The 20749-nt window shown below is 37.5% G+C and carries 21 protein-coding genes and 1 pseudogene; 10 read left to right on the top strand and 12 right to left on the bottom strand.

Features of this window, described 5'->3' with window-relative positions; genetic code table 11:
- The first annotated feature begins 156 nt into the window (after positions 1 to 156).
- From def to truA, 3 genes are read left to right on the top strand one after another with little or no spacing between them, the layout of a single operon-like run.
- Positions 157 to 687 carry a peptide deformylase gene (gene def, locus ME5_RS02380; protein ID WP_008038054.1) on the top strand — a complete coding sequence of 177 codons (531 nt, stop codon included), beginning with the start codon at positions 157 to 159 and terminating at the stop codon, positions 685 to 687.
- A complete protein-coding gene (gene fmt / locus ME5_RS02375; protein ID WP_008038053.1) occupies positions 687 to 1616 on the top strand; it encodes a methionyl-tRNA formyltransferase in 930 nt (309 codons plus the stop codon). Before def ends, fmt begins: the two co-directional genes overlap by 1 nt.
- 1 nt (position 1617) lies before the next feature.
- A complete protein-coding gene (gene truA / locus ME5_RS02370; RefSeq protein WP_008038051.1) occupies positions 1618 to 2367 on the top strand; it encodes a tRNA pseudouridine(38-40) synthase TruA in 750 nt (249 codons plus the stop codon).
- A 209-nt stretch (positions 2368 to 2576) separates the two neighbouring features.
- Here truA and phoR read toward each other — a convergent pair whose 3' ends face one another.
- Positions 2577 to 3791: a phosphate regulon sensor histidine kinase PhoR gene (gene phoR, locus ME5_RS02365; protein WP_008038050.1), complete on the bottom strand. Its 1215-nt coding sequence runs from the start codon at positions 3789 to 3791 to the stop codon at positions 2577 to 2579.
- Between the two features lie 335 nt (positions 3792 to 4126).
- Between phoR and ppk2 the strand changes: the two are divergent.
- Both ppk2 and ME5_RS02350 read left to right on the top strand, forming a co-directional pair.
- Positions 4127 to 5059, top strand: a pseudogene (ppk2, locus tag ME5_RS02355) (polyphosphate kinase 2).
- Positions 5060 to 5171: 112 nt separating this feature from the next.
- A complete protein-coding gene (locus ME5_RS02350; RefSeq protein ID WP_008038047.1) occupies positions 5172 to 6080 on the top strand; it encodes a transporter substrate-binding domain-containing protein in 909 nt (302 codons plus the stop codon).
- Between the two features lie 59 nt (positions 6081 to 6139).
- Here ME5_RS02350 and ME5_RS02345 read toward each other — a convergent pair whose 3' ends face one another.
- From ME5_RS02345 to ME5_RS02315, 7 genes are all read right to left on the bottom strand, one after another.
- Positions 6140 to 7159 carry an NADP-dependent oxidoreductase gene (locus ME5_RS02345; RefSeq protein WP_008038046.1) on the bottom strand — a complete coding sequence of 340 codons (1020 nt, stop codon included), beginning with the start codon at positions 7157 to 7159 and terminating at the stop codon, positions 6140 to 6142.
- 345 nt (positions 7160 to 7504) lie between these two features.
- Complete coding sequence (locus tag ME5_RS02340) at positions 7505 to 8128, bottom strand: trimeric intracellular cation channel family protein (RefSeq protein WP_008038045.1); 624 nt, start codon at positions 8126 to 8128, stop codon at positions 7505 to 7507.
- Between the two features lie 365 nt (positions 8129 to 8493).
- Positions 8494 to 8796 (bottom strand): HPr family phosphocarrier protein, encoded by a 303-nt coding sequence (locus tag ME5_RS02335; protein ID WP_008038044.1) that lies wholly within the window; start codon positions 8794 to 8796, stop codon positions 8494 to 8496.
- Entirely contained in the window at positions 8797 to 9204 is a 408-nt protein-coding gene (locus tag ME5_RS02330) for a PTS sugar transporter subunit IIA (protein WP_008038043.1), read from the bottom strand. It abuts the gene before it with no gap.
- A gap of 165 nt (positions 9205 to 9369) precedes the next feature.
- Positions 9370 to 9852 carry an HPr kinase/phosphorylase gene (locus ME5_RS02325; RefSeq protein WP_008038042.1) on the bottom strand — a complete coding sequence of 161 codons (483 nt, stop codon included), beginning with the start codon at positions 9850 to 9852 and terminating at the stop codon, positions 9370 to 9372.
- Between the two features lie 10 nt (positions 9853 to 9862).
- Positions 9863 to 11632 carry a sensor histidine kinase gene (locus ME5_RS02320; protein ID WP_008038041.1) on the bottom strand — a complete coding sequence of 590 codons (1770 nt, stop codon included), beginning with the start codon at positions 11630 to 11632 and terminating at the stop codon, positions 9863 to 9865.
- 194 nt (positions 11633 to 11826) lie between these two features.
- Entirely contained in the window at positions 11827 to 12549 is a 723-nt protein-coding gene (locus ME5_RS02315) for a response regulator transcription factor (RefSeq protein WP_008038040.1), read from the bottom strand.
- Positions 12550 to 12843: 294 nt separating this feature from the next.
- Between ME5_RS02315 and ME5_RS02310 the strand changes: the two genes are divergently transcribed.
- The 4 genes from ME5_RS02310 to ME5_RS02290 all read left to right on the top strand — a co-directional run bounded on the left by ME5_RS02310 (position 12844) and on the right by ME5_RS02290 (position 17983).
- Complete coding sequence (locus ME5_RS02310; protein WP_008038039.1) at positions 12844 to 14442, top strand: phosphoenolpyruvate carboxykinase; 1599 nt, start codon at positions 12844 to 12846, stop codon at positions 14440 to 14442.
- A 68-nt stretch (positions 14443 to 14510) separates the two neighbouring features.
- Positions 14511 to 14948 carry an alternative ribosome rescue aminoacyl-tRNA hydrolase ArfB gene (gene arfB / locus ME5_RS02305; protein WP_008038038.1) on the top strand — a complete coding sequence of 146 codons (438 nt, stop codon included), beginning with the start codon at positions 14511 to 14513 and terminating at the stop codon, positions 14946 to 14948.
- Positions 14949 to 15058: 110 nt separating this feature from the next.
- Positions 15059 to 15508, top strand: a complete 450-nt coding sequence (lysM, locus tag ME5_RS02300) for a peptidoglycan-binding protein LysM (protein WP_008038037.1) — start codon at positions 15059 to 15061, stop codon at positions 15506 to 15508.
- A gap of 708 nt (positions 15509 to 16216) precedes the next feature.
- On the top strand, positions 16217 to 17983 hold the full coding sequence (locus ME5_RS02290) for a purple acid phosphatase family protein (RefSeq protein WP_008038036.1): 1767 nt from the start codon (positions 16217 to 16219) through the stop codon (positions 17981 to 17983).
- Positions 17984 to 18362: 379 nt separating this feature from the next.
- On the opposite strand, the gene ME5_RS02285 is transcribed toward ME5_RS02290, so the two are convergent.
- The 3 genes from ME5_RS02285 to ME5_RS02275 form a co-directional block, all read right to left on the bottom strand.
- Positions 18363 to 18917: a copper chaperone PCu(A)C gene (locus ME5_RS02285; RefSeq protein WP_008038035.1), complete on the bottom strand. Its 555-nt coding sequence runs from the start codon at positions 18915 to 18917 to the stop codon at positions 18363 to 18365.
- A 95-nt stretch (positions 18918 to 19012) separates the two neighbouring features.
- Positions 19013 to 19363, bottom strand: coding sequence for a hypothetical protein (locus tag ME5_RS02280; protein WP_008038034.1), 351 nt, complete (start codon positions 19361 to 19363; stop codon positions 19013 to 19015).
- A 52-nt stretch (positions 19364 to 19415) separates the two neighbouring features.
- Complete coding sequence (locus tag ME5_RS02275) at positions 19416 to 19652, bottom strand: Lrp/AsnC ligand binding domain-containing protein (RefSeq protein WP_008038032.1); 237 nt, start codon at positions 19650 to 19652, stop codon at positions 19416 to 19418.
- A gap of 135 nt (positions 19653 to 19787) precedes the next feature.
- On the opposite strand from ME5_RS02275, the gene ME5_RS02270 reads away from it, so the two are divergent.
- Positions 19788 to 20183: a DUF930 domain-containing protein gene (locus ME5_RS02270; protein WP_008038031.1), complete on the top strand. Its 396-nt coding sequence runs from the start codon at positions 19788 to 19790 to the stop codon at positions 20181 to 20183.
- A 101-nt stretch (positions 20184 to 20284) separates the two neighbouring features.
- On the opposite strand, the gene ME5_RS02265 is transcribed toward ME5_RS02270, so the two are convergent.
- Positions 20285 to 20704 (bottom strand): tellurite resistance TerB family protein, encoded by a 420-nt coding sequence (locus ME5_RS02265; protein ID WP_008038030.1) that lies wholly within the window; start codon positions 20702 to 20704, stop codon positions 20285 to 20287.
- Positions 20705 to 20749 lie beyond the last annotated feature (45 nt).

The raw sequence follows: 20749 nt of genomic DNA, 5'->3' as shown, positions 1-20749 counted from the left end.
CCCGTCAAAGGACATGCCAAAAAAACTATAAACATTGTGCAAAGGCGAATCGTTCATATGTTTGTTATAAAGGTTTTTTCATCATAAAGCGATCAAAACGTGAACAAATACATATTCGACATTGACGGATCCATTTGGAATGATTAACTCAACTTTATGTCAATAAAACCAATTGTTCTTTTACCTGATCCCGTTTTGCGCACGCTTTCAAAACCTGTTGAGCGTGTCGATCAAGAATTGCAAAAACTAGCAGATGACATGTTAGAAACGATGTATGAGGCACCGGGTATTGGGCTTGCGGCCATCCAAATTGGAGAGCCATTAAGACTTTTAGTGATTGATGTTGCTAAAAAAGATGATCCTAAAAATCCTCAGATATTTATTAATCCAGAAGTTATATGGACCTCGGATGAGCGCAATGTCTATGAAGAAGGATGCTTGTCCATACCTGATTATTATGCAGAAGTGGAACGCCCGAAAAAAATTGGTGTGCGCTATCTTAATCGTGAAGGAACACAATGCACATGTGAAGCGGATGATCTTTTAGCAACATGTTTGCAACATGAAATTGATCATCTCAATGGTGTTTTATTCATTGATCACATTTCAAAATTAAAGCGCGATATGGTTATTCGTAAATTTAAAAAACTTGCCAAAGAAAAAGCAAAAAATGGGACGATTCTTTAATGGCGTTACGACTGGCTTTTATGGGAACACCCGATTTTTCAGTTCCAGTGCTGGAAGCACTTTACGCAGCAGGTCATGAAATTGTCGCCGTTTATAGTCAGCCACCTCGTCCTGCAGGACGACGTGGTTTAGAAGTGACACCTTCACCTGTTCAAAAGGCCGCTGAAGCGTTACATCTTCCCATTTATACACCGCAAAACTTGAAATCATCTATCGAACAACAAAAGTTTAGAGATTTAAACATTGATGCTGCGATTGTAGTTGCCTACGGGCTTTTATTGCCAAAAGCCATTTTAGAGACACCGCTTTATGGCTGTTTTAATGGTCACGCTTCTCTTTTGCCAAGATGGCGCGGTGCAGCTCCTATTCAACGCGCCATTATGGCGGGCGATAAGGAAACAGGTATCATGATTATGAAAATGGATGAGGGATTGGATACGGGCCCTGTTGCCCTTACTAAAACTGTGGCCATTACGCCTTATATGACAGCAGGTGTTTTGCATGATACGCTCTCTCAAACATGCGCTCCGCTCATGGTTGAAGCTATGTCTCAATTGGAACAAAAAACATTAGTCCTTACCCCTCAATCACAAGAGGGTGTAACTTATGCCCATAAAATTCAAAAGGAAGAAGCACGTATTGATTGGTCCCAATCGGCACACCATATTCAACATCAAATATGCGGCCTTTCACCTTATCCTGGCAGTTGGTGTGAAATGGTACTTTCTGGGAAACGTGAAAGAGTAAAACTTCTTCAAGCACGTCTTAGTCATATTGCCTCAAAAGGTATAGGACATGTTGATCCTCAAAGCCTGATTATTGGTTGTGGGCAGGGCAGCATTCAGATCATACAATTGCAAAAATCTGGCGGAAAAATATTAAATCACGACGACTTTATTCGTGGTTTTCACGTAACCAAGGTTTTCTGACTTGGCACGCTTTAAACTCACCATAGAATATGATGGATCTAACTATGCTGGTTGGCAAAGACAAGAGGGACAGCATAGTATTCAAGCCGCTGTTGAAAAAGCTATTTTTGATTTCACTGGTGAAAGTTTAACCATTTCAGCCGCAGGACGCACTGATGCGGGCGTTCATGCTTTAGGGCAAGTGGCGCATTCAGATTTAAAAAAAGACTGGTCATGCGACACTGTACGTGATGCCATCAATGCGCATCTTAGTCAAAATGGTGAAAATATTGCCATTCTTCGAGCAGAAAATGTCGATAATAATTTTGACGCACGCTTTTCAGCAAAAAAACGTCATTATCGTTTTATTATTCTCAACCGTCGTGCACCAGCAGCACTTCTTGCGAAACGCGCATGGTGGGTTCCCAAACCACTTGATGCTGAAGCGATGCATGAAGCAGCCCAAATTCTCACTGGCAAACACGATTTTACAACATTTCGCGCGACTCAATGCCAAGCGAAAAGCCCAATACGCAGTCTTGATCGTCTTGATGTTATTCGTAACGACGAAACAATTGAGATTTTAGCAAGTGCGCGATCTTTTTTACACAATCAAATCCGATCTTTTGCAGGCAGTCTTATGGAAGTAGGTGTGGGTCGCTGGACAGCACATGATTTAAAAGAGGCACTTGACGCAAAAGACCGTAAGCGCTGCGGTATGGTAGCCCCCCCTTTTGGTCTTTATCTCACCCAAGTTGACTATGACGATTAAAACGAGAGTTATGGAGTGTCAAGATCACTACTTAAATTATAAACACAGGCACAGAAATTATTTATTGGCTCTGAATTTATGAAAACGATTTATAAGAAAATCAATATTTTAAAATAGCACAACCATAACAAGACAAAATGCTCCTATCAAAACAAAGTTTCAAGTTTTAAGCGTATAATATTTTGAAGCTCATGCCTTTAATTGCCTCATTACTCATGCTCTTTTAATGGCAAAATCACTTTAAATTTTGATCCCTCACCCAACGTTGAATGGACAATAAGACGTCCATGATGAAGGGATAAAATATGTTTCACAATTGCTAGTCCCAAACCTGTACCTTTATGCAATCGGCTGACTTCAGCATTCACACGATAAAAACGCTCAGTAAGACGTGGAATATGTTCTTCACTAATACCGGGCCCATAATCACGCACAGTTAACTCAACATTCACTTTATGATCAACCACAGATATATCAACTTTTCCTCCTTGCTGACCATATTTGCAAGCGTTTTCAATTAAATTTTGAAAAAGTTGAATAAGATCATCGCGACGTCCTTGCACAAACAATGTCTTGGAAGGCAGATCAAGTGCCAAAACAACTCCCATTTGTTTAGCAAGCGGTGTAAGTGTTTCAACAACATGTGTTAAAACAAGATTAAAATTAACGGTTTCTTGAATATCCAAACCCGTTTTCATTTCTAATCGCGAAAGAGAAAGAAGATCATCAATGAGACGTGACATTCTTTCTGCTTGATCTTGCATGATGGTCAAAAATTTATCTCGCGTATCTGCATCGTCCTTTGCAGGACCTCTGATTGTTTCAATGAAGCCTCGCAGTGAGGTTAATGGTGTGCGCAATTCATGACTGGCATTGGCAATAAAATCCGTTCGCATGCGTTCCAATCTGCGTGTTTCTGTGCGGTCACGAAATAAACATAAAGTTTGTCCTCCACCCAACGGTACAAATAAAACAATAAAAAAGGTTTCATTATTTTTTTTATCCAAATACTCAACCGTAACAGATTGATGCATTTGTTGGCAGCGTCGCACCGCATTAACTAGTTCAGGCGCTCGAAAACGTGTGATATAATTTTGACCATTTACCACCCTTGAAAAAGTCTTACTGGCTGTTTGATTAAGAAAGACAATATCGTTTTTATTATCCAATAAAAATAAACTGTCAGGCAATGCATCAAGTAAATTGTAAATATCCACGTCTTCAGGCATACGTATTGTGTTACGCATGATTGTTTGCGTGTTTTTGTCGTAATTTTTTTGTTCATTATTTTTTTTGCTCAGCCAAAAAATAACAAAAAACAACAAAACAACGATAATAGCCGCAAGAGCTTTTGGAAGAAAAAGTACTGCGAAAAAAGCGATAATGCCATGAATTAAAAACAATGATTGCATTCGTATTTGCATTGTCTGTCCCTGCTCAGTCTGTTTTGGTTAGCAGATGTCGACCTTCACTTACCAATCAGCTTTATCACTACTCAATATTATTTGTAAACGCATAAAGTGGATTTTAAGAATATGTCAGTTTTATTGTATATTTATGACAAAGTTTTCTTTGTCTTCTGTTTTATAAATCATCAAATGAATAATAATGAATAATAGAGAGTAATTGACAACTCGTTTTAAAATGTATTTTTTATTATGTTTTATAAAAGCAAATTAGTAATATATAGAATTATTTTTTACGCATCAACCTAAGTATTTTTTAATACTGTCTTCATACCACTTAAAGGAACAATTTTATGGCTCAAAAAAAAGAAAAATTGATTGCCCGAAAAAGCCTGATCAATACTCACAAAATAGAGCTTATTGTTCAAAACAAAAAACGTCTTTTTGACATACAAAACCCTAAACTGCCTCTTTGGATCAAAGATCATGCCATGACCAGCGGAGGATATCCCTATGCTAAAAAAATGGACAAAAAAGACTATAAAACAACATTAGAGCTTTTATAGATCGAATTGGTAAAATTGCAATCATGGCTGATAAAAAACGGAGAGCGCGTTGTTATTTTATTTGAAGGTCGTGATGCAGCGGGGAAAGGTGGCACTATTTTTACTTTAAGACGCTATTTAAATCCACGTTATGCGCGCAATATTGCACTTCCTAAACCCGATGACACTGAAGATGGTCAATGGTATTTTCAACGCTATATCCGTCATTTTCCCACTCATGGAGAAATCGTCACTTTTGATCGCTCTTGGTATAACCGTGCAGGTGTTGAAGCAGTGATGCAATTTGCTCGTAAAAATGACATTACAAGTTTTTTAAACCAAGCACCTATTTTTGAAAAACTTATCGTGTCGGATGGCATTCGGTTTTTTAAAATTTGGCTTGATATTGGTCAAGAAATGCAACTCAAACGCTTTCATGATCGCTGTCATAATCCTCTGAAACAATGGAAATTCTCAAAAATGGATGAAGCGGGCATAACATTATGGGATGATTATACCGCAGCGACAGAACGTATGATTAAGACGACCCATACACCTATAGCCCCATGGACTATCGTCAAATCTAATGACAAACGCCGTGCAAGACTTGCCGTTATTCGCCGTTTTCTACTCTCCATCCCTTATGATAATCGCAATATTGAAGCGATCGGTTCAGAAGATGAAAACATCATCTCATCAGATCCAGACTTTCTAAAATCTATTAATAAAAATGAACAATAAAATTGTTTTCAATTTATTCTTAAATAACTGGATAGATTAAAAAAATAATACTGCTTCATATGAAATAACTTTTATTTACTATTTTTTACGACTTATAGTATTTAAAAGAAAAATGAGTAAAATTATACACGAAGTTTATCAAAAGATGACAAACTTAACACAACATCGTCGCATATTATTATCAATTGTTATGAGCTTCTGTTTCACTGCGAACGTTTTTGCGCAAAACGCATTGCCTTATTTTTTTAATCCCCATGAACGCTTTGAGCCTCCTCATCACATAAATTTAACACGCCTTCGTTTTCTCACCACAGTTGATTTCGAGCCTTTTAATATCATTGATAGAACAGGACGCCTTTCAGGATATAATATTGACTTGTTAAGTGCTCTTTGCTCAGAATTAAAACTTGAAACCATCTGCCAAATTGAAGCTCTTCCTTGGGAAGAATTGGTGCCGCATTTAATCAATGGTGACGGCGAAGCAATCATTGCTGGTTTAAATGAAACGCCAAAAAATGAGGCATCACTTTTATTCACGCAAACTTATTTACGATTTCCTGCACGCTTTATAGCCAATCATTCCATTCAAAACCTCAAAATTAATAAAGACAATTTAAGGTCTTTGAAAATAGGACTTATTGGAAACACCCTGCATGAAAAAATATTCACAGCCTATTTTCCTCACATTGAACGAGAAATCTTTGACACTGAAGATGATCTACAGAGTGCATTAAGAAACCAAGAAATTGATTTGGCCTTTGGAGATGGACTGAGCTTTTCTTCATGGCTCAATCATTCTGACGCAAAAAATTGTTGTCACTTTGTCGGAGCTCCTTACATCGCTCCACAAATTTTACCGCAAGGCATGCGCATTGCCGTGACCAAAGAAAATCCACAATTGGTGCAAGCACTAAATTATGCGCTTGCATCTTTGGAAAAAAAGGGAAAGCTAACAGAATTATATCTCCGCTATTTTCCCATCGGTTTTTACGATATTCAAAGCACGACCTTCGTTGAATAATCATCCATCATCGCACTTTTCATACTCAATCTTTTTATACAAGGCGATGCTTAAAGTTCTTATAATTTTGCAATCAGTTTACCGAAATTTTGTCCTTTTAATAAGCCAAAAAACGCATCAATTATACTGTCCAAGCCATGGACAATGTCTTCACGATAATGAATACGCCCCTGCGACAACCACAATTTTGCATCTTTTAAAAATTCAGCGCGTTGATCGATAAATTCATTTTGAATAAATCCACGAATAAGCAAACTTTTACGTAAAACCTGCCCCATAAGTAACGGCAAGCGATCAAGCCCGTGTTTTGCAGACTCAGCATCATTGTAATGCGCGATTAAACCGCAAACAGGAATGCGTGCAAAGTTATTTAGTAATGGAAAAACGCCATCCCAAACAGAACCACCAACATTTTCAAAATAAACATCGATACCTTCTGGGCAAGCTTTTGCCAATCTTTCGGCAAAAGCTGCTTCTTTATGATCCAACATAACATCAAAGCCCAAAATATCGCGACCGAAAGCACATTTTTCGGCCCCCCCTGCTATACCAACTGTTTTCGCACCAGCGATTTTTGCAATTTGACCGACCATTGATCCAACAGGTCCAGTGGCAGCAGCCACAGCCAATGTTTCACCGGCTTTAGGCTGACCAATATTTTTTAAACCTACATAAGCTGTAAAACCCGGCATGCCCAAAATACCTAAAGCTGTCGTTAAAGGTGCGTTCCAAGAATCTAACTTTGTCAACCTTTGAGCAGAAACAACATCATAGCTTTGCCAACCTGAATAAGAAAGAACATGATCCCCTTTATGGAAATCAGGGTGACGGGATAAAATCACTTCAGCAACTGTAGCTCCGCCCATTAAGCCGCCTATTTCGTATGGTTGAACATAAGAGTGGCCTGCATTCATACGTCCACGCATATAAGGATCAATCGAGGCATAAAGAATTTTTAAAAGAACCGCTCCTTCTTGCGGTTCAGGCAATTCACGCTCTTCAAAAGCTAAATTATCTTTTACAGGTGCGCCATGAGGACGAGAAGCTAAAATAATGCGTTGTGAACGAAGAGTATTCATTTTTAATCCTCATTTATTTTTAATCAGAAATGATTGTCACTTTTTTTTGTCAATCTTAAGACCCTAAAGCGTAAACATGATTTTTTTAGATTATGAATTGATGAAAACTGCTTTGCCATGAATGAAAACAAAATAGAAAAAACTTTTCTGCATCACTTTATCAACTATGTTGATTGACTCTCTCTATCAATCATTTTTTACTGTCTTTAATAAAGAGTGCACACAAATATTTTTACTTCAATATTTGTAATTGAAATCACAGTAAAACTCTTTTCCTTATTTTCAATGGGTTAGCCCTTTCAAACATTTGAAACGAGCAATTTATCTTATTTAGTTAAAAAATTTTTATTTTGGTCGGTTCGGCGTTTTTAATGTAACAGCAGGAAGATTAATTTTAAAATGCATGGAAATAATGCGTATGAATGTACAGACAGCAATCGCGATCCAAAGACTATACGTACTATTTATCAACCCCGTTGATCCTGCTAAAGCAATAAGCGCTCCCATTAAAGCTGCACTAGCATAAATTTCCTTGCTGAAAATTACAGGAATACGACCCGTCAAAATATCACGAATACAGCCGCCACCAACAGCACTTACACACCCTAAAATAATCGCAATTTGAATATTTTGTGTAAAAGCATATACTTTATCGGCACCAAATGACGCAAAAAAACCAAGACCAAGCGCATCCAACCATAAAGTTGGCTTTTCCATTTTTATGATCAAGCCTTGACAATAAATACCGATAATAACAGCAAAAATAATAGCGAGAATATATTCAATATTCACAAGACCTGCTGGCGGCGTTGCTCCAATACATAAGTCACGAATGATCCCGCCGCCAGATGCAGTCACCATCGCCACAACAAAAACACCAAAAAAATCAAACCCACGCCTTATGCCTGCACTTGTCCCACTGAGTGCAAACACAAATGTACCGATCAAATCAATCGAGTGAAGGAGCATGATTGTCTTTCAAAAATAGCTTAAAACATGTCTTTAACTAAGGCACTAAAAAAGAGCAATCTTTAACTCACCCTACTGTATTTTTAAATTTTAAGAAATTCTTATTCAATATATGGTAATTTTCTTTTAAATGTAACATTTGAATGCTTGTTACAAAAATTCCTGTAATATCAATAATATTTATAGGATAATGGTCATCGAATTCAGAGCGTGCATAGTCGATACCAAAACATCACTCATTAAACAAATTAACGAACATCGCATAGAATGCAATTCTAATACCAGCTACGTATGTTCCGATAAAGAAAATTTTATACAATTGGCTTAAATCAATTCCATCCGTGTGAAAACTTAAGATTTTTCAATCAACAGTCTTCGCCAAATTTGTCTGATACCAGATTTTCTAAAGCATCTAAAACATCTTGTGCTTGTGGTCCTGTTGCCCGCACTAAAACTTTACAACCTGGAGATGCTGCTAGCATCATCAAACCCATAATAGATGTTCCACCGACTGTCTGCCCATCTTTTTCAACTTCAACCAAAGCATCATAAGCATCGACCGTTTGAACAAATTTCGCAGAAGCACGAGCATGCAGCCCACGTTTATTGCAAATACCCAATTGACGACTCAAAGTAAAAGTCACCGTTTTTCTTTCCACCATACTCATCTATTCATCCGATAAGATCATACTTGGTACGTTAATATATTTTCTTCCTGCTAATTGGCTTATCTTTAATGCTTCAACCAAAGAAATATCATCGCATTGGCGCACAGACGTTAGTTTTATCAACATTGGTAGATTAACACCTGCAATCACTTCAACAACACCTTCACGCATAACAGAGATAGCCATATTCGAAGGTGTACCACCGAACATATCAGTTAATATGATAACGCCTTGTCCATCATCAGCAGACTCTACTGCCGCCAAAATATCATCGCGACGCTGATCTATATCATCATCAGGACCAATACACACCGTAACAAATTTTTTTTGAGGTCCAACTACATGAACCACTGCATGAAGAAATTCTTCGGCTAATCTGCCGTGCGTTACAAGCACGAGTCCGATCATTCAAAAAAGCTCCTGTCACCCTCTATTGAATTGCCTCATACCCAACCTTTTATAAACCGATGAGATGAGGCAGAGGTTTGCTATTGTGACAGGCGTTTTGATCGGTGCCAAGAAAAATCTTTTATTTTTGACAAAAAAATGAAAATATTCTCATAAAGATCCAATTTAGGCAGGATTTTTCCATACTTTCCCAAAACAAAACGCTTCAATTGCTTGGCAAATGGCAACACTATCAGAATGCTGTAGTGATGGAAGTGCATAGAGTGGTAAAGACACACCGCAAAGTATCATCTGGCGACCAGATGGCAAACGCTCATAATTGCAACTAAGGTCAATTATAAAACTGAGACGCGTTTTTGGTATAAAGTTTAATGAATAAAGACCCGCTCCGCGAATCTCTATTCCCCCTTTTAATGTTTGAGGGCAAAGTCCATAAAGCATACCATCTTCATTTTTGATCTCTGTATAATCATCGCTCACCAAACAAGCTTGCCGCCCACTCCATTGCGCTCTTTCAATCAAAGATAAACTCACAACTGATTTTCCTGATCCTGATGAGCCCGTAATCAAAACACCTTTGTCATCTAATTGCAAACAATTGGCATGCAAAGTTTGTGAGCTTAGGGAGCGACCTGATGACTGGTTCATTTTAAAACCTTTATTTTTCAAGCGGCAAAATAATAATAAAACGCGCACCTAATTTTTGTTTTGGATGATCAGAGGCATAAATATTTTCAGCCGTCAAAACACCATTATGCGCTTCAATAATCTGCCGACTAATTGACAAACCCAGTCCCGAATTTTGCCCAAATGAATCAATACCAGGACGATCTGTGTAGAATCGTTCAAAAATCCGATCAATTTTTTCGGCACTAATTCCTGGACCATTATCTTCAATAACAATGTAAAGTTTATACGATTCAGCATGCATTTTTATGCGAATTTCACCGCGATCAATTGGTATAAAAGAACGCGCGTTTTCAATAAGATTTGAAACAACTTGACCCAAACGCAAGTCATGACCCGCAACAAGATAAGCTTTTCCTGCTGTACGCGGTTTAATATCTAAATCAATTACAGCGGTCGTTTTATTTCTGCGCACCTCGCGTGCGGCGCGCACAATGCTTTCCAAGAGTGCACTCATATCAACAAGACCAGCCGTTTCACGCGCCAATTCACCATCCAAACGCGACGCATCAGATATATCAGTAATCAGCCGATCAAGCCGACGAACATCGTGATCAATAACATCAAGCAGGCGTTTACGTGAGTCATCGTTTTTAGCCAACGGCAAAGTTTCCACAGCACTTCTAAGCGACGTTAAAGGGTTTTTTAATTCGTGACTAACATCGGCAGCGAATCGTTCAATTGCTTCGATACGGGTGTATAATGCATTTGTCATAGCACGAATGGACGTTGATAAATGCCCCACTTCATCTTGACGTTCAGAAAAATCAGGAATTTCAACCCGTTTATTATGGCCATGACGAACTCGATCCGCTGCGGCTGACAATTTACGAAGTGGATTGGCAATCGTATAGGCTAAAAAAAGCGACAAAATGAGCAAAACGGCGGCCACAACAGCAAAGACTTTGAAAATTGCCAAACGCTCTGCCCGTACAATATTATCAATATCAGAGCCTTCTGTTGAAAGCAGTAAAACACCAACAACGGCGTGATAACGCTGTACAGGAACGGCAACAGAGACAATTAATTCGCCTTGTTTATTGCGTCTTTGTGCGGTTGCAGTAAGCCCATTAATTGCTTTTAATACTTCAGGATACACCGCATTATTTCCACCAATTTGATCATCAGTTGCGATATTTCCACCATAAATTGTATTAGAAAGCCAATAGGCAAATCGTTTAAAAATATTTGGATGCTCTTCATCAACGGGAGGAAGATTATAGCTTAAAACTTGACCACTTGAATACAATAAACGTGAATCAAGCAAAAGATTGGCATCTCTATCGTAAATACGGGCACGTGTTGATTGTGGTGAAATAATACGGCGCAAAAGCGGTGAAACACGCTCTGGATTGATTGGAAAATCCCAATTTTCCGTTATATCCATTTTCGGTTTTACGCTTTGACCAGCTTGTAACTCCATCAACTTTTCAGGATCAATCAAAATCGATGTCGTATCAACCGTTGCTGAAGCAGCAATAGCCCCTGCAATAATCTTACTTTGGGTACGTAAAGCATCAATTTTTGCATCGATCAACCCGTCGCGAAACTGATTAAGATACATGATCCCCGTAACAAGCACACAAAGAGCTGCCAAATTCAGTATAACGATACGACGCGTAAGACTTGAAAAAAACAATTGTTCAAACAAGCGATATAACCACTTAGACAAGCGTTTTAGCGCATGCGGTTTTATCACACGGATGGTTTCTTGCACTGGTGCTAAATGCTTTTCAGCCATCAATTTTTTCCAATGATTGTACCAAATTGCATCATCTTCCTTTTACAAAACGTTCAAACATGATTTTACAAAAAAGCGAAAACAGACTTGGCTCAGTGATGATAAATTGAACTCGTAGATCTAATAATGCACTTGGCCTTTTAAAGCATAAAGATGAAAATAGATAAAAATTGCTTTTCTTTTATTTTTCAAATTTAAGCTTCACGGAAACGATAGCCAACGCCATAAAGTGTTTCAATCATTTCAAAATCATCATCAACCTGTTTAAATTTTTTACGCAACCGTTTAATATGGCTATCAATGGTACGATCATCAACATAAACCTGGTCATCATAAGCCGCATCCATTAAGGCATCACGGCTTTTTACTACACCCGGTCGTTGTGCCAATGCCTGCAAAATAAGAAATTCCGTGACAGTTAAAATAACCGCCTCACCCTTCCACGTACAGGTATGACGTTCCTGATCCATCACAAGGTATCCTCGCTCCAAAGATGACGATGCTTGGGCATTCGCCTTCACAGCTTCGCCCCTTGCCGCGGCACGGCGCAAAACTGCCTTAGTGCGCTCTACCAAAAGTCGTTGCGAAAAGGGTTTGGTGATAAAATCATCCGCCCCCATTTTCAATCCAAACAACTCATCAATCTCGTCATCTTTGGACGTAAGAAAAATAACGGGCAAATCCGATTTTTGACGCAGACGTCTCAACAATTCCATACCATCCATACGCGGCATCTTAATATCAAATATCGCCAAATTTGGCGGACGCGTGGTTAATCCTTCAAGGGCAGATGCTCCATCTGTATAGGTCTCAACGCGATAGCCTTCTGCTTCAAGGGCAATAGACACCGATGTTAAAATATTACGATCATCATCAACAAGCGCAATCGTTTGTGTGGTCGTTGCAATATCTTTCATATATGAGGCCCTTTCTATCGGATTCAAAATGCGACCTTGCCGCTCAATTTATTAGTTAACAAGCATTATAAGGGTATTGCATGAATATTTGCAAAACAAATGTGGTACAAATTGTGGCGGCATCAATAGAATAATGCAAAAAAACGTCAATATGTTACTTTTCTTCTTTTTTAAAAAATTTAATTTTTTTCTAAATCGATTAAATATTTGAAATTCTTTTTAAATTTTGCTTGTGAGGCATAAGCTATTTTTTGATAGATAGCCCCCCATTATAAAGCACTATAGGAAAACACAATGGACGAAATCGGCATCTTTAATCCAGCCTCATCTTTAAGCCACTTTGGCTTTCATGACTTAAGAAAAGTTCACTATAATTTAACGCCTGCATGTCTTTATGAAGAAGCTATGCGCCGAAATGAAGCGCAATTAACTGCACAAGGTGCTTTGGTTGCTTATACCGGTCAACATACGGGGCGTTCAGCCCAAGACAAATTTATTGTTCGCACCAAAGAAACAGAACCACATATTTGGTGGGAGAACAATAAAGCAATGAGCAAAGATCATTTCGATTGCCTCTATAATGATTTTATCAACCATGCAAAAGGTCGTGATTTATTTGTTGAAGATTTAATTGGTGGAGCTGATCAATCAAATTCAATACGCGCCCGTGTGGTTTCCGAATATGCCTGGCATGCTCTCTTCATTCGCAATCTTCTCATTCGTCCCAATGAAGACGTATTACAAAGCTATATCCCACAAATGACCATCATCAATCTGCCTTCATTTCGCGCTGACCCTGCACGGCATGGATGTCGCTCACAAACAGTTATCGCATGCGATTTAACCCGCCTTATCGTGTTAATTGGAGGTACATCTTATGCAGGAGAAATGAAAAAATCTGTATTTACGGCTCTCAATTACATTCTTCCGCCAAAAGGCGTCATGCCAATGCATTGTTCGGCTAATGAAGGAAAAGATGGTGATACGGCCATATTTTTTGGACTTTCAGGAACAGGAAAAACTACTCTTTCGGCAGATTCAAACCGCATACTTATTGGCGATGATGAGCATGGATGGGGAGAGGAAGGCGTCTTTAATTTCGAAGGAGGGTGCTATGCAAAAGCCATACGCCTTTCTGCTGAAGCAGAACCCGAAATTTATGCAACAACGCAAAGATTTGGTACGGTTTTAGAAAATGTTGTGTTGAATAAAAACCGCCAACCCGATTTTAATGATGGCTCGCTTACAGAAAATACGCGTGCTGCATATCCACTTGATTTTATTCCTCATGCGAGCAAAGATGGAAAAGGCAAACAACCCAAAAATATCATTATGTTGACAGCGGATGCTTTTGGTGTTCTTCCGCCAATTGCTAAATTAAGCCCCACTCAAGCAATGTATCATTTTCTTTCTGGATATACCGCAAAAGTGGCAGGCACTGAAAAAGGTGTGACAGAACCAGAAGCGACATTCTCAACTTGTTTTGGGGCACCATTTATGCCGCGCCATCCTTCAGCATATGGTAATTTGCTTAAACAACTCATTGGAAAACATCACGTTGATTGCTGGTTAGTGAATACTGGCTGGACAGGTGGTGCTTATGGTGTCGGCAGTCGTATGCCCATAAAGGCAACTCGTGCGCTTTTAACTGCCGCATTGAACGGATCATTAAAAAAAGCAGACTTCCGTCAAGATGGTAATTTTGGTTTTATGGTTCCCAAAGCCGTGCCAAATGTTGATGATGGTATTCTTGATCCACGCTCCACATGGCAAGATCATATCGCTTATGATGCCATGGCAAAAAAATTAGCAGCTATGTTTGTTGCAAATTTTGATAAATTTAACGCACACGTTGATGAAGACGTAAAAAAAGCTGCCCCCAAAGCACATTAAAAAATACTTTTAAAGCCCGAGTGAAAAACGGGCTTTTTTTCTCTTCACAGTGGTTTATATTACTTATCATGAGTGAAGAACGCCAAAGCATTTATGTTACAAACACTCTTCGTATTCGCCCATCCGACTTCGAAGAAAATTTTATTCGCTCAAGTGGTCCTGGCGGACAAAACGTCAACAAGGTCTCAACAGCGGTACAATTGCGTTATTTTGCACAAAAAGCTGGTTTACCACATACTACTTACCAACGACTTATAAAACTTGCTGGCCAACGCGCAACAAAAGATGGTGATATTCTTATTGAAGCATCGCGCTTTCGCTTGCAAGAGCGCAATCGGCAAGATGCACGAGAACGTTTAATTAAATTATTACAAAAAGCAGCCGAACCGCCCCCAGCAAAACGACGTCCAACACGCCCCACTAAAGGATCAGTTGAGCGGCGTTTAAAAGCGAAAACCGTGCGTTCAAGCGTAAAAAAAATGCGTGGAAAAATCATAAATGATTGAAATATTTATTTTTGCACTAATTTTTAAAAAGTTAGACTTCACACTATCCCGTTTTTGTTGCGATTTGTCGTTTAAATTTTTTTAACGGGAAAAAATGAAAGGAAAAGACAATGGGACTTTTTAACTTTGTTAAATCCGTTGGTGAAAAACTTGGTATAGGTGACCAACAACCAGAAGCACAAAATGTAAAATCTGCATTGGATAATTTCAACCTAGGTACGGACAAAGTTGATGTGCAAATTGATAATGGCAAAGCTGTTTTAACAGGTGAGGTTCAAGATCAAGAAATCCTTGAAAAAGCTGTTTTGGCAGTCGGAAATTCTCTAGGCATTGAAACCGTTGATACTGACCAGCTCAAAGTTGCAGACACAAGTGGTGAAAAAGAACCACGCTTTTACGAAGTAAAAAAAGGGGATAATCTTTGGAAAATTGCTGAAGAAGTCTATGGCAAAGGGCATGGGGATAAAAATACAATCATTTTTGAAGCCAATAAGCCCATGTTAAAATCACCTGATAAAATCTATCCTGGTCAAATTTTGCGAATTCCCGATTTGGATTAAATCCATTTTTCACTACGATGTTACTATTATAAGTTTCATTGTGGTTTATCGTAAGAAGTTGGTAATTTTGCCAAAAATCCACTAAGGGTGTTAGGCGTTAATTCGCCCAATACCCTAATGGAGTTTATGTTATTGTCTTGTCTTCATATGCTTCAAGAATAAGCTTTGCTTGCGAGTGGTTGATAAATAAATACCCATTGAGGCATTGAGCTCGAAAGTTTCCATTTCCCTTTTCTATTTCGTCATTCTGATTGAACGTATTTAAATCGATCAGAAAAATATTTACGCCATGCATAGACGCCAAGTGCAGCATGAACAAAGCCATAAATTTATTGTCGTCTATCTTTCTGTAGTGCGTATGGCAAGCCACGTGTAAAGCCAAACAATCAGTATATGGATGCAAACATAGCGCTTTATAATAACGCTTTGTTACAATGGCACCCTATACATTGTTCGCCTTCACAATGATTAAAAGCTTTTCATCGCACGACTTTCTGTCGTGCTATAAGATATTCAATCCATTGCCCATTCTAATAAAAATGAAATGAAAAAACCTTATTATTAAACAATGTTATTCTATTTTATGAGTATTGTTTTAAATTTATTTAAAGACAATTTTTTGAAGTCATTTTTTTGTAATATAAATTTTTTATTTAACTGATTAATCAAAAATCATAGCTGTTTTTAATAATCAATAGGAAACTTTTCATGACAAATTTGCTAAGAAAATTAAACTATATATTTATAATAAATATTGTTTTATGCAGTATAATAAGTATTGCAGCAGCGCAAAATGAATATGAAAAAAATCCACTTGTTCAAAATGCTGAACTGCATAGATCAGACGATATTATAAAGAAAAAAACGCCAGTAAGTTTCATTGATAAACCCAATGTTGCCTCAGTTTATAAAAATAATAAACCTAACCGCATCACATCAACTTTAAAAGAACCAACAGATACAAGTAGATCATTTCGTTGGTTTACTAGTGAGGAGGCGCAGTCCCCTGTCGTTAGGATTGATACGCATAAAGATATGAAGAATGCTCAATCTTTTCCTGCACAAACAAAAATTGTAAACAGCCACTTCCTTGAACGCAATGAAGATGGTTTTTTTATTTATAAAGTGATTGATGATAAAAATACAGTTGTTCGTTATTTTACTGATGCTGGTATTGATGATGTCAAATGGGAACCAAAAAATGAAGTTAAAAATAAAAATGAAACGGTAGCAATTGATATCATACCTGTAAAAGAAATTACTTATAGCGCTGACATTCAAGGATTAAATCCAGGAACAGTTTATTATTATCAAGTTGGGGATGAAAACGGCGAGCTTAGCGACGTTGGTCAATTTAAAACATCGGGCTCATCAAACTCATCATTTTCCTTTATTCAATATACAGACACACAAAATGCTTATTGGAATGAAAATATTCGTAATGAAGCCCAATTCGGTGCAGATACTCTATACCAAGCACAAAAAATTGCCCCTAATGCAGATTTCGTTATTCATACTGGGGATATCGTGGAAATTGGTGAAGTTGAAGATGAATGGGTTGACTTGATGACACAGTCACAAAATTCATTATTAAAAATGAGTTTAGTTCCTGTCTCTGGCAACCATGATGAGTATGGTTTGAATAAATCTGAAATATATCCCAACAAATTTAATGATCATTTCAATGTTGATAGTGCTGGAGAAATTGATGGAGGGTCATATTATTCATATGATTATAATAATGCTCATTTTATTATTCTCAACACAAATGATTATAAAAACGACGACAGAAAAGCTCTAGGACAAGCACAATTAAAGTGGCTTGAAGATGATGTAAAACAAGCACGTAAAAACGGAGCCAAATGGATTATTCTCAGCTATCATAAGCCTTTATTTTCGAAATCATATCATTCTCTTCAAGATGAAGACGTTCAAAATGTGCGTGATGATTTTATGAAATTAATTGATGCACTTGATATTGATTTAGCATTACAAGGACATGATCATGTCTTTTCTCGTACCAAATCATTAAAATATGTTGATAAAAAGAACAGTTTTGTCAATGCTCAAATAGATGATGCAAGATTCGTCTATGACGAAGATAATTATAAAAAAATTCTATCACCCAAAGGAACAACCTTCATCATTCCTAATACGGGTGGTACAAAAGCATATGATGCTATATTCAACAAGTCACTAAGCCATATCCATGAAGTCAGACCTAAATTAAATTGGCTGACACAAGAACAACTTGAACATTATAATAATTTATTCGAAATTGGTTACCAACCCCAAAATTCAGAACGTTTTGAGACAAAACATGAAAACTATCGTGATAGTTCGGTACAAAATTTCGCAGTTTATACAATTGATGACAATGAACTCACAGGTGAAGTTTATCAAATTAGAGGAGATTTATCAAAAAATGAAGAGCGTAGCGTGAAACTGATCGATAAGTTCTATATCAGCAAATAGTCAGTTGAATTCTACGATACAATACCTGTCCTACGATAGTATAAACTGAATTAAATTTTGTAATATGGGCTCTCGTTATATGATCGTGTCTCATGCCTTTTATGAGGCACGAAATTTAAATGTTATTCATTTTTTTAATGAATAATGAAAAGAAACTTAATTTATGATGAAAAAGCAAAAGCGTTTAACTCAATTCAAAAATTTGAGAAAGACGACTGAGGTGAAACAAAAATTTTCTAAGCTTTTAATACAATATTTCAGTATTTTTTAAACCAGCCTTACATCACAATCTTAACTATAAATTCTATAAAAATATATACCTTATCAAAACGGGGCTTTTTGCCCCGTTTTTATTTTTCAAAATAATTGTTCAATCAAATTAATGGTTATGCCGGTGATCATGTTCATCTTTATCACTTTCAGGCTTTCCACTTGGGCTTTTCACACCCATAGCATCAACGTAAAATACAACATCAATACTACCTGCCTTTTCAAAGGTAATTCTTCCAGCAATCTTATCTCCCTTTTTTAAAGATTGGGTCAAATTCATAAACATAACATGATAGCCTGCGGGTTTAAATTCGACTTCGCCACCAGCTGGAATAACAACACCATTTTGTTGATGACGCATCTTCATAACTCCATCTGTTACTTCCATTGAATGAATTTCAGTTTTATCAGATAATTCTGACGAGACTGACAAAAGACGATCATCTTCTTGACCATGGTTGATAATTTTAAAATAGCCCCCTGCAACCTTTGCTCCATTGGGTGTTGCGCGCGACCAAGGATGGACAATTTCAATTTCTCCAAGCTTATATTCATGGGCAAAAGCGCCAGTAAAAGGAAATGTTAAAGCAAACAAAAAGGCACCAACCAAACTGCTTAGGGATAATGTTTTAAATCGAGTTGATTGAAAAGAAACGAAAGACATAGAATTCTCCAACTGTCGTGACATGACGACACATTACATTGATAATTATTAAAATTGCACCCACAAACTCTTTTATAAATCATGGGAAATTTTTCTCATGTCATAACAATTGGTGGTGCACGTGCTTTATGATTAAATCGTTCATAAAGATTGGGTTGTTCAATCACACGAATAATTTTTAAAATTTCACCTTCACGAAGATGAAGCGTTAAAAACAATACAGGCGAAAACAATCGCACTATCGCTGACGATAATACACAGCCACTTGTGCAACAAGACGGGACCTTGCTTTGATGCGAAGGAGATTTATTATCGCTTGTTGTGCACAGTACACTACCATAAAAATCACGTTTTTGATTAATCACCGACACAGATGCCTGAAATATCATCATGCTCATCATGATAGATTGTGCCAAAAGCACCACAGCCAATATGCTGCCTATCACGCGCTGCACCTTATATTTCCAAACGGTGGTATCCGACCCATCATATAAACACTTAAAATGCTGTAAATGTTAATGTTGTCAGTGAGCGAGTAATGCCCGGAATATCTAAAATATTATCGTTGATATATTTTCCAATATCCTGGTTTTCATGCAAATATATTTTTGCCAAAAGCTCATATTCACCACTTGTAGAATAAAGTTCAGAAACAATTTCACGTTGATATAAAATATCAGCAACATTGTAAGCAGTTCCCGGCATACATTGTAATTGTATGAAAATCGGTTTCATACGAAATCTCCTTTATGAATACAAAAGTCATGAAATGCACAAGAAATCAATATCCTTTCTTGAACTCATCGATGATCGCGCTATTATGCCGCAATGTTGAAAAAAAACGATTCCAAAAAATTAATCTTATTATCCATGAAATACGCATCATGTCCTTTTGCTGCTGGTTTTATTTATATAATAGCAACAACAAATGTCTTCGCAATCAATGCTCTTGAAACACAGCAGCTTGAACAATTAGATACACAAACACGCCTTGAACAACGTTGCGATATTGAAGCCATGGAACGTCTTCATAAAGACACCAAATGGTCACCCGATAAGGTTTTAGCCTATGCCTATAGCGACCCTAAAACGGGTCATCACAGCATTAAAGCAGAAGGTGCAGCTTTTCGCGCCAAAGGCAAATGGTATCATCTTTCTTATAATTGCATTGCTGAAGACAATCATATAACAATCAAATCTTTTGATTATAAAATAGGGAAACTCATCCCTCGTAAAAATTGGGAGAAGCATTACTTAGTGCCCTAATGCCATATAAATGCTTATTTTGAACGATGATTCTGGGCTTAAAATCCTTTAATTCTATTAAGATGAATAGGTCCTAAACCTAAACAGATGGAAAACATCATTTAATATCTTTTACGAAAACGAATGCGTGCTGAACGTTCAATCGCCGCGGACGTTAAGTCATCAAGTTCCCAGCGATCACGCATCATTTGTAAAAACTGTAATTCTTCTTGCTTGACATCAAGATCGCTTGCTGCGACTTCAACCGCCAACGCATAGGCAGTTTCACGCAATTTTTGCGGTAAAGCGACTTGCGTAACATCTAATATTTGTTCAATCCCATCACTTTGTTCAAGATAAGTATAACATTCTGCGGCTAAGGAATCCAAACGGTCAAAATCAAAATCACAAAAAACAGGATAATGTGACACAATATCCGCAATTGATTGTAATTCTTTCGTGCTCATTGACGCATCAGCAGCAGATGTTGTAACCATAATGTAAATGAGCGCTTCTTGCGAAGTGAGTTTTTCCAGTGTCATTATCTATCATCGTCCATGCAAAATATTGATTTTTTTTGTCGCTTT

Source organism: Bartonella tamiae Th239, assembly GCF_000278275.1.
Lineage (GTDB): Bacteria > Pseudomonadota > Alphaproteobacteria > Rhizobiales > Rhizobiaceae > Bartonella > Bartonella tamiae.
Note: the sequence above shows the minus strand (reverse complement) of the source record. Positions and strands in the feature narration are given on the sequence as shown.

Bases quoted from the DNA above. Each gene is read 5' to 3' on its own strand.
- def (WP_008038054.1), top strand. From the start codon at position 157: ATGTCAATAAAACCAATTGTTCTTTTACCTGATCCCGTTTTGCGCACG.
- ME5_RS02340 (WP_008038045.1), bottom strand. From the start codon at position 8,128: ATGCTCCTTCACTCGATTGATTTGATCGGTACATTTGTGTTTGCACTC.
- ME5_RS02350 (WP_008038047.1), top strand. From the start codon at position 5,172: ATGAGTAAAATTATACACGAAGTTTATCAAAAGATGACAAACTTAACA.
- ME5_RS02265 (WP_008038030.1), bottom strand. From the start codon at position 20,704: ATGACACTGGAAAAACTCACTTCGCAAGAAGCGCTCATTTACATTATG.
- arfB (WP_008038038.1), top strand. From the start codon at position 14,511: ATGAGTGAAGAACGCCAAAGCATTTATGTTACAAACACTCTTCGTATT.
- fmt (WP_008038053.1), top strand. From the start codon at position 687: ATGGCGTTACGACTGGCTTTTATGGGAACACCCGATTTTTCAGTTCCA.
- ME5_RS02330 (WP_008038043.1), bottom strand. From the start codon at position 9,204: ATGATCGGACTCGTGCTTGTAACGCACGGCAGATTAGCCGAAGAATTT.
- ME5_RS02310 (WP_008038039.1), top strand. From the start codon at position 12,844: ATGGACGAAATCGGCATCTTTAATCCAGCCTCATCTTTAAGCCACTTT.
- ME5_RS02275 (WP_008038032.1), bottom strand. From the start codon at position 19,652: ATGAAACCGATTTTCATACAATTACAATGTATGCCGGGAACTGCTTAC.
- ME5_RS02345 (WP_008038046.1), bottom strand. From the start codon at position 7,159: ATGAATACTCTTCGTTCACAACGCATTATTTTAGCTTCTCGTCCTCAT.
- ME5_RS02335 (WP_008038044.1), bottom strand. From the start codon at position 8,796: ATGAGTATGGTGGAAAGAAAAACGGTGACTTTTACTTTGAGTCGTCAA.
- ME5_RS02315 (WP_008038040.1), bottom strand. From the start codon at position 12,549: ATGAAAGATATTGCAACGACCACACAAACGATTGCGCTTGTTGATGAT.
- ME5_RS02320 (WP_008038041.1), bottom strand. From the start codon at position 11,632: ATGGCTGAAAAGCATTTAGCACCAGTGCAAGAAACCATCCGTGTGATA.
- phoR (WP_008038050.1), bottom strand. From the start codon at position 3,791: ATGCAAATACGAATGCAATCATTGTTTTTAATTCATGGCATTATCGCT.
- ME5_RS02290 (WP_008038036.1), top strand. From the start codon at position 16,217: ATGACAAATTTGCTAAGAAAATTAAACTATATATTTATAATAAATATT.
- ME5_RS02285 (WP_008038035.1), bottom strand. From the start codon at position 18,917: ATGTCTTTCGTTTCTTTTCAATCAACTCGATTTAAAACATTATCCCTA.
- ME5_RS02325 (WP_008038042.1), bottom strand. From the start codon at position 9,852: ATGAACCAGTCATCAGGTCGCTCCCTAAGCTCACAAACTTTGCATGCC.
- lysM (WP_008038037.1), top strand. From the start codon at position 15,059: ATGGGACTTTTTAACTTTGTTAAATCCGTTGGTGAAAAACTTGGTATA.
- ME5_RS02270 (WP_008038031.1), top strand. From the start codon at position 19,788: ATGAAATACGCATCATGTCCTTTTGCTGCTGGTTTTATTTATATAATA.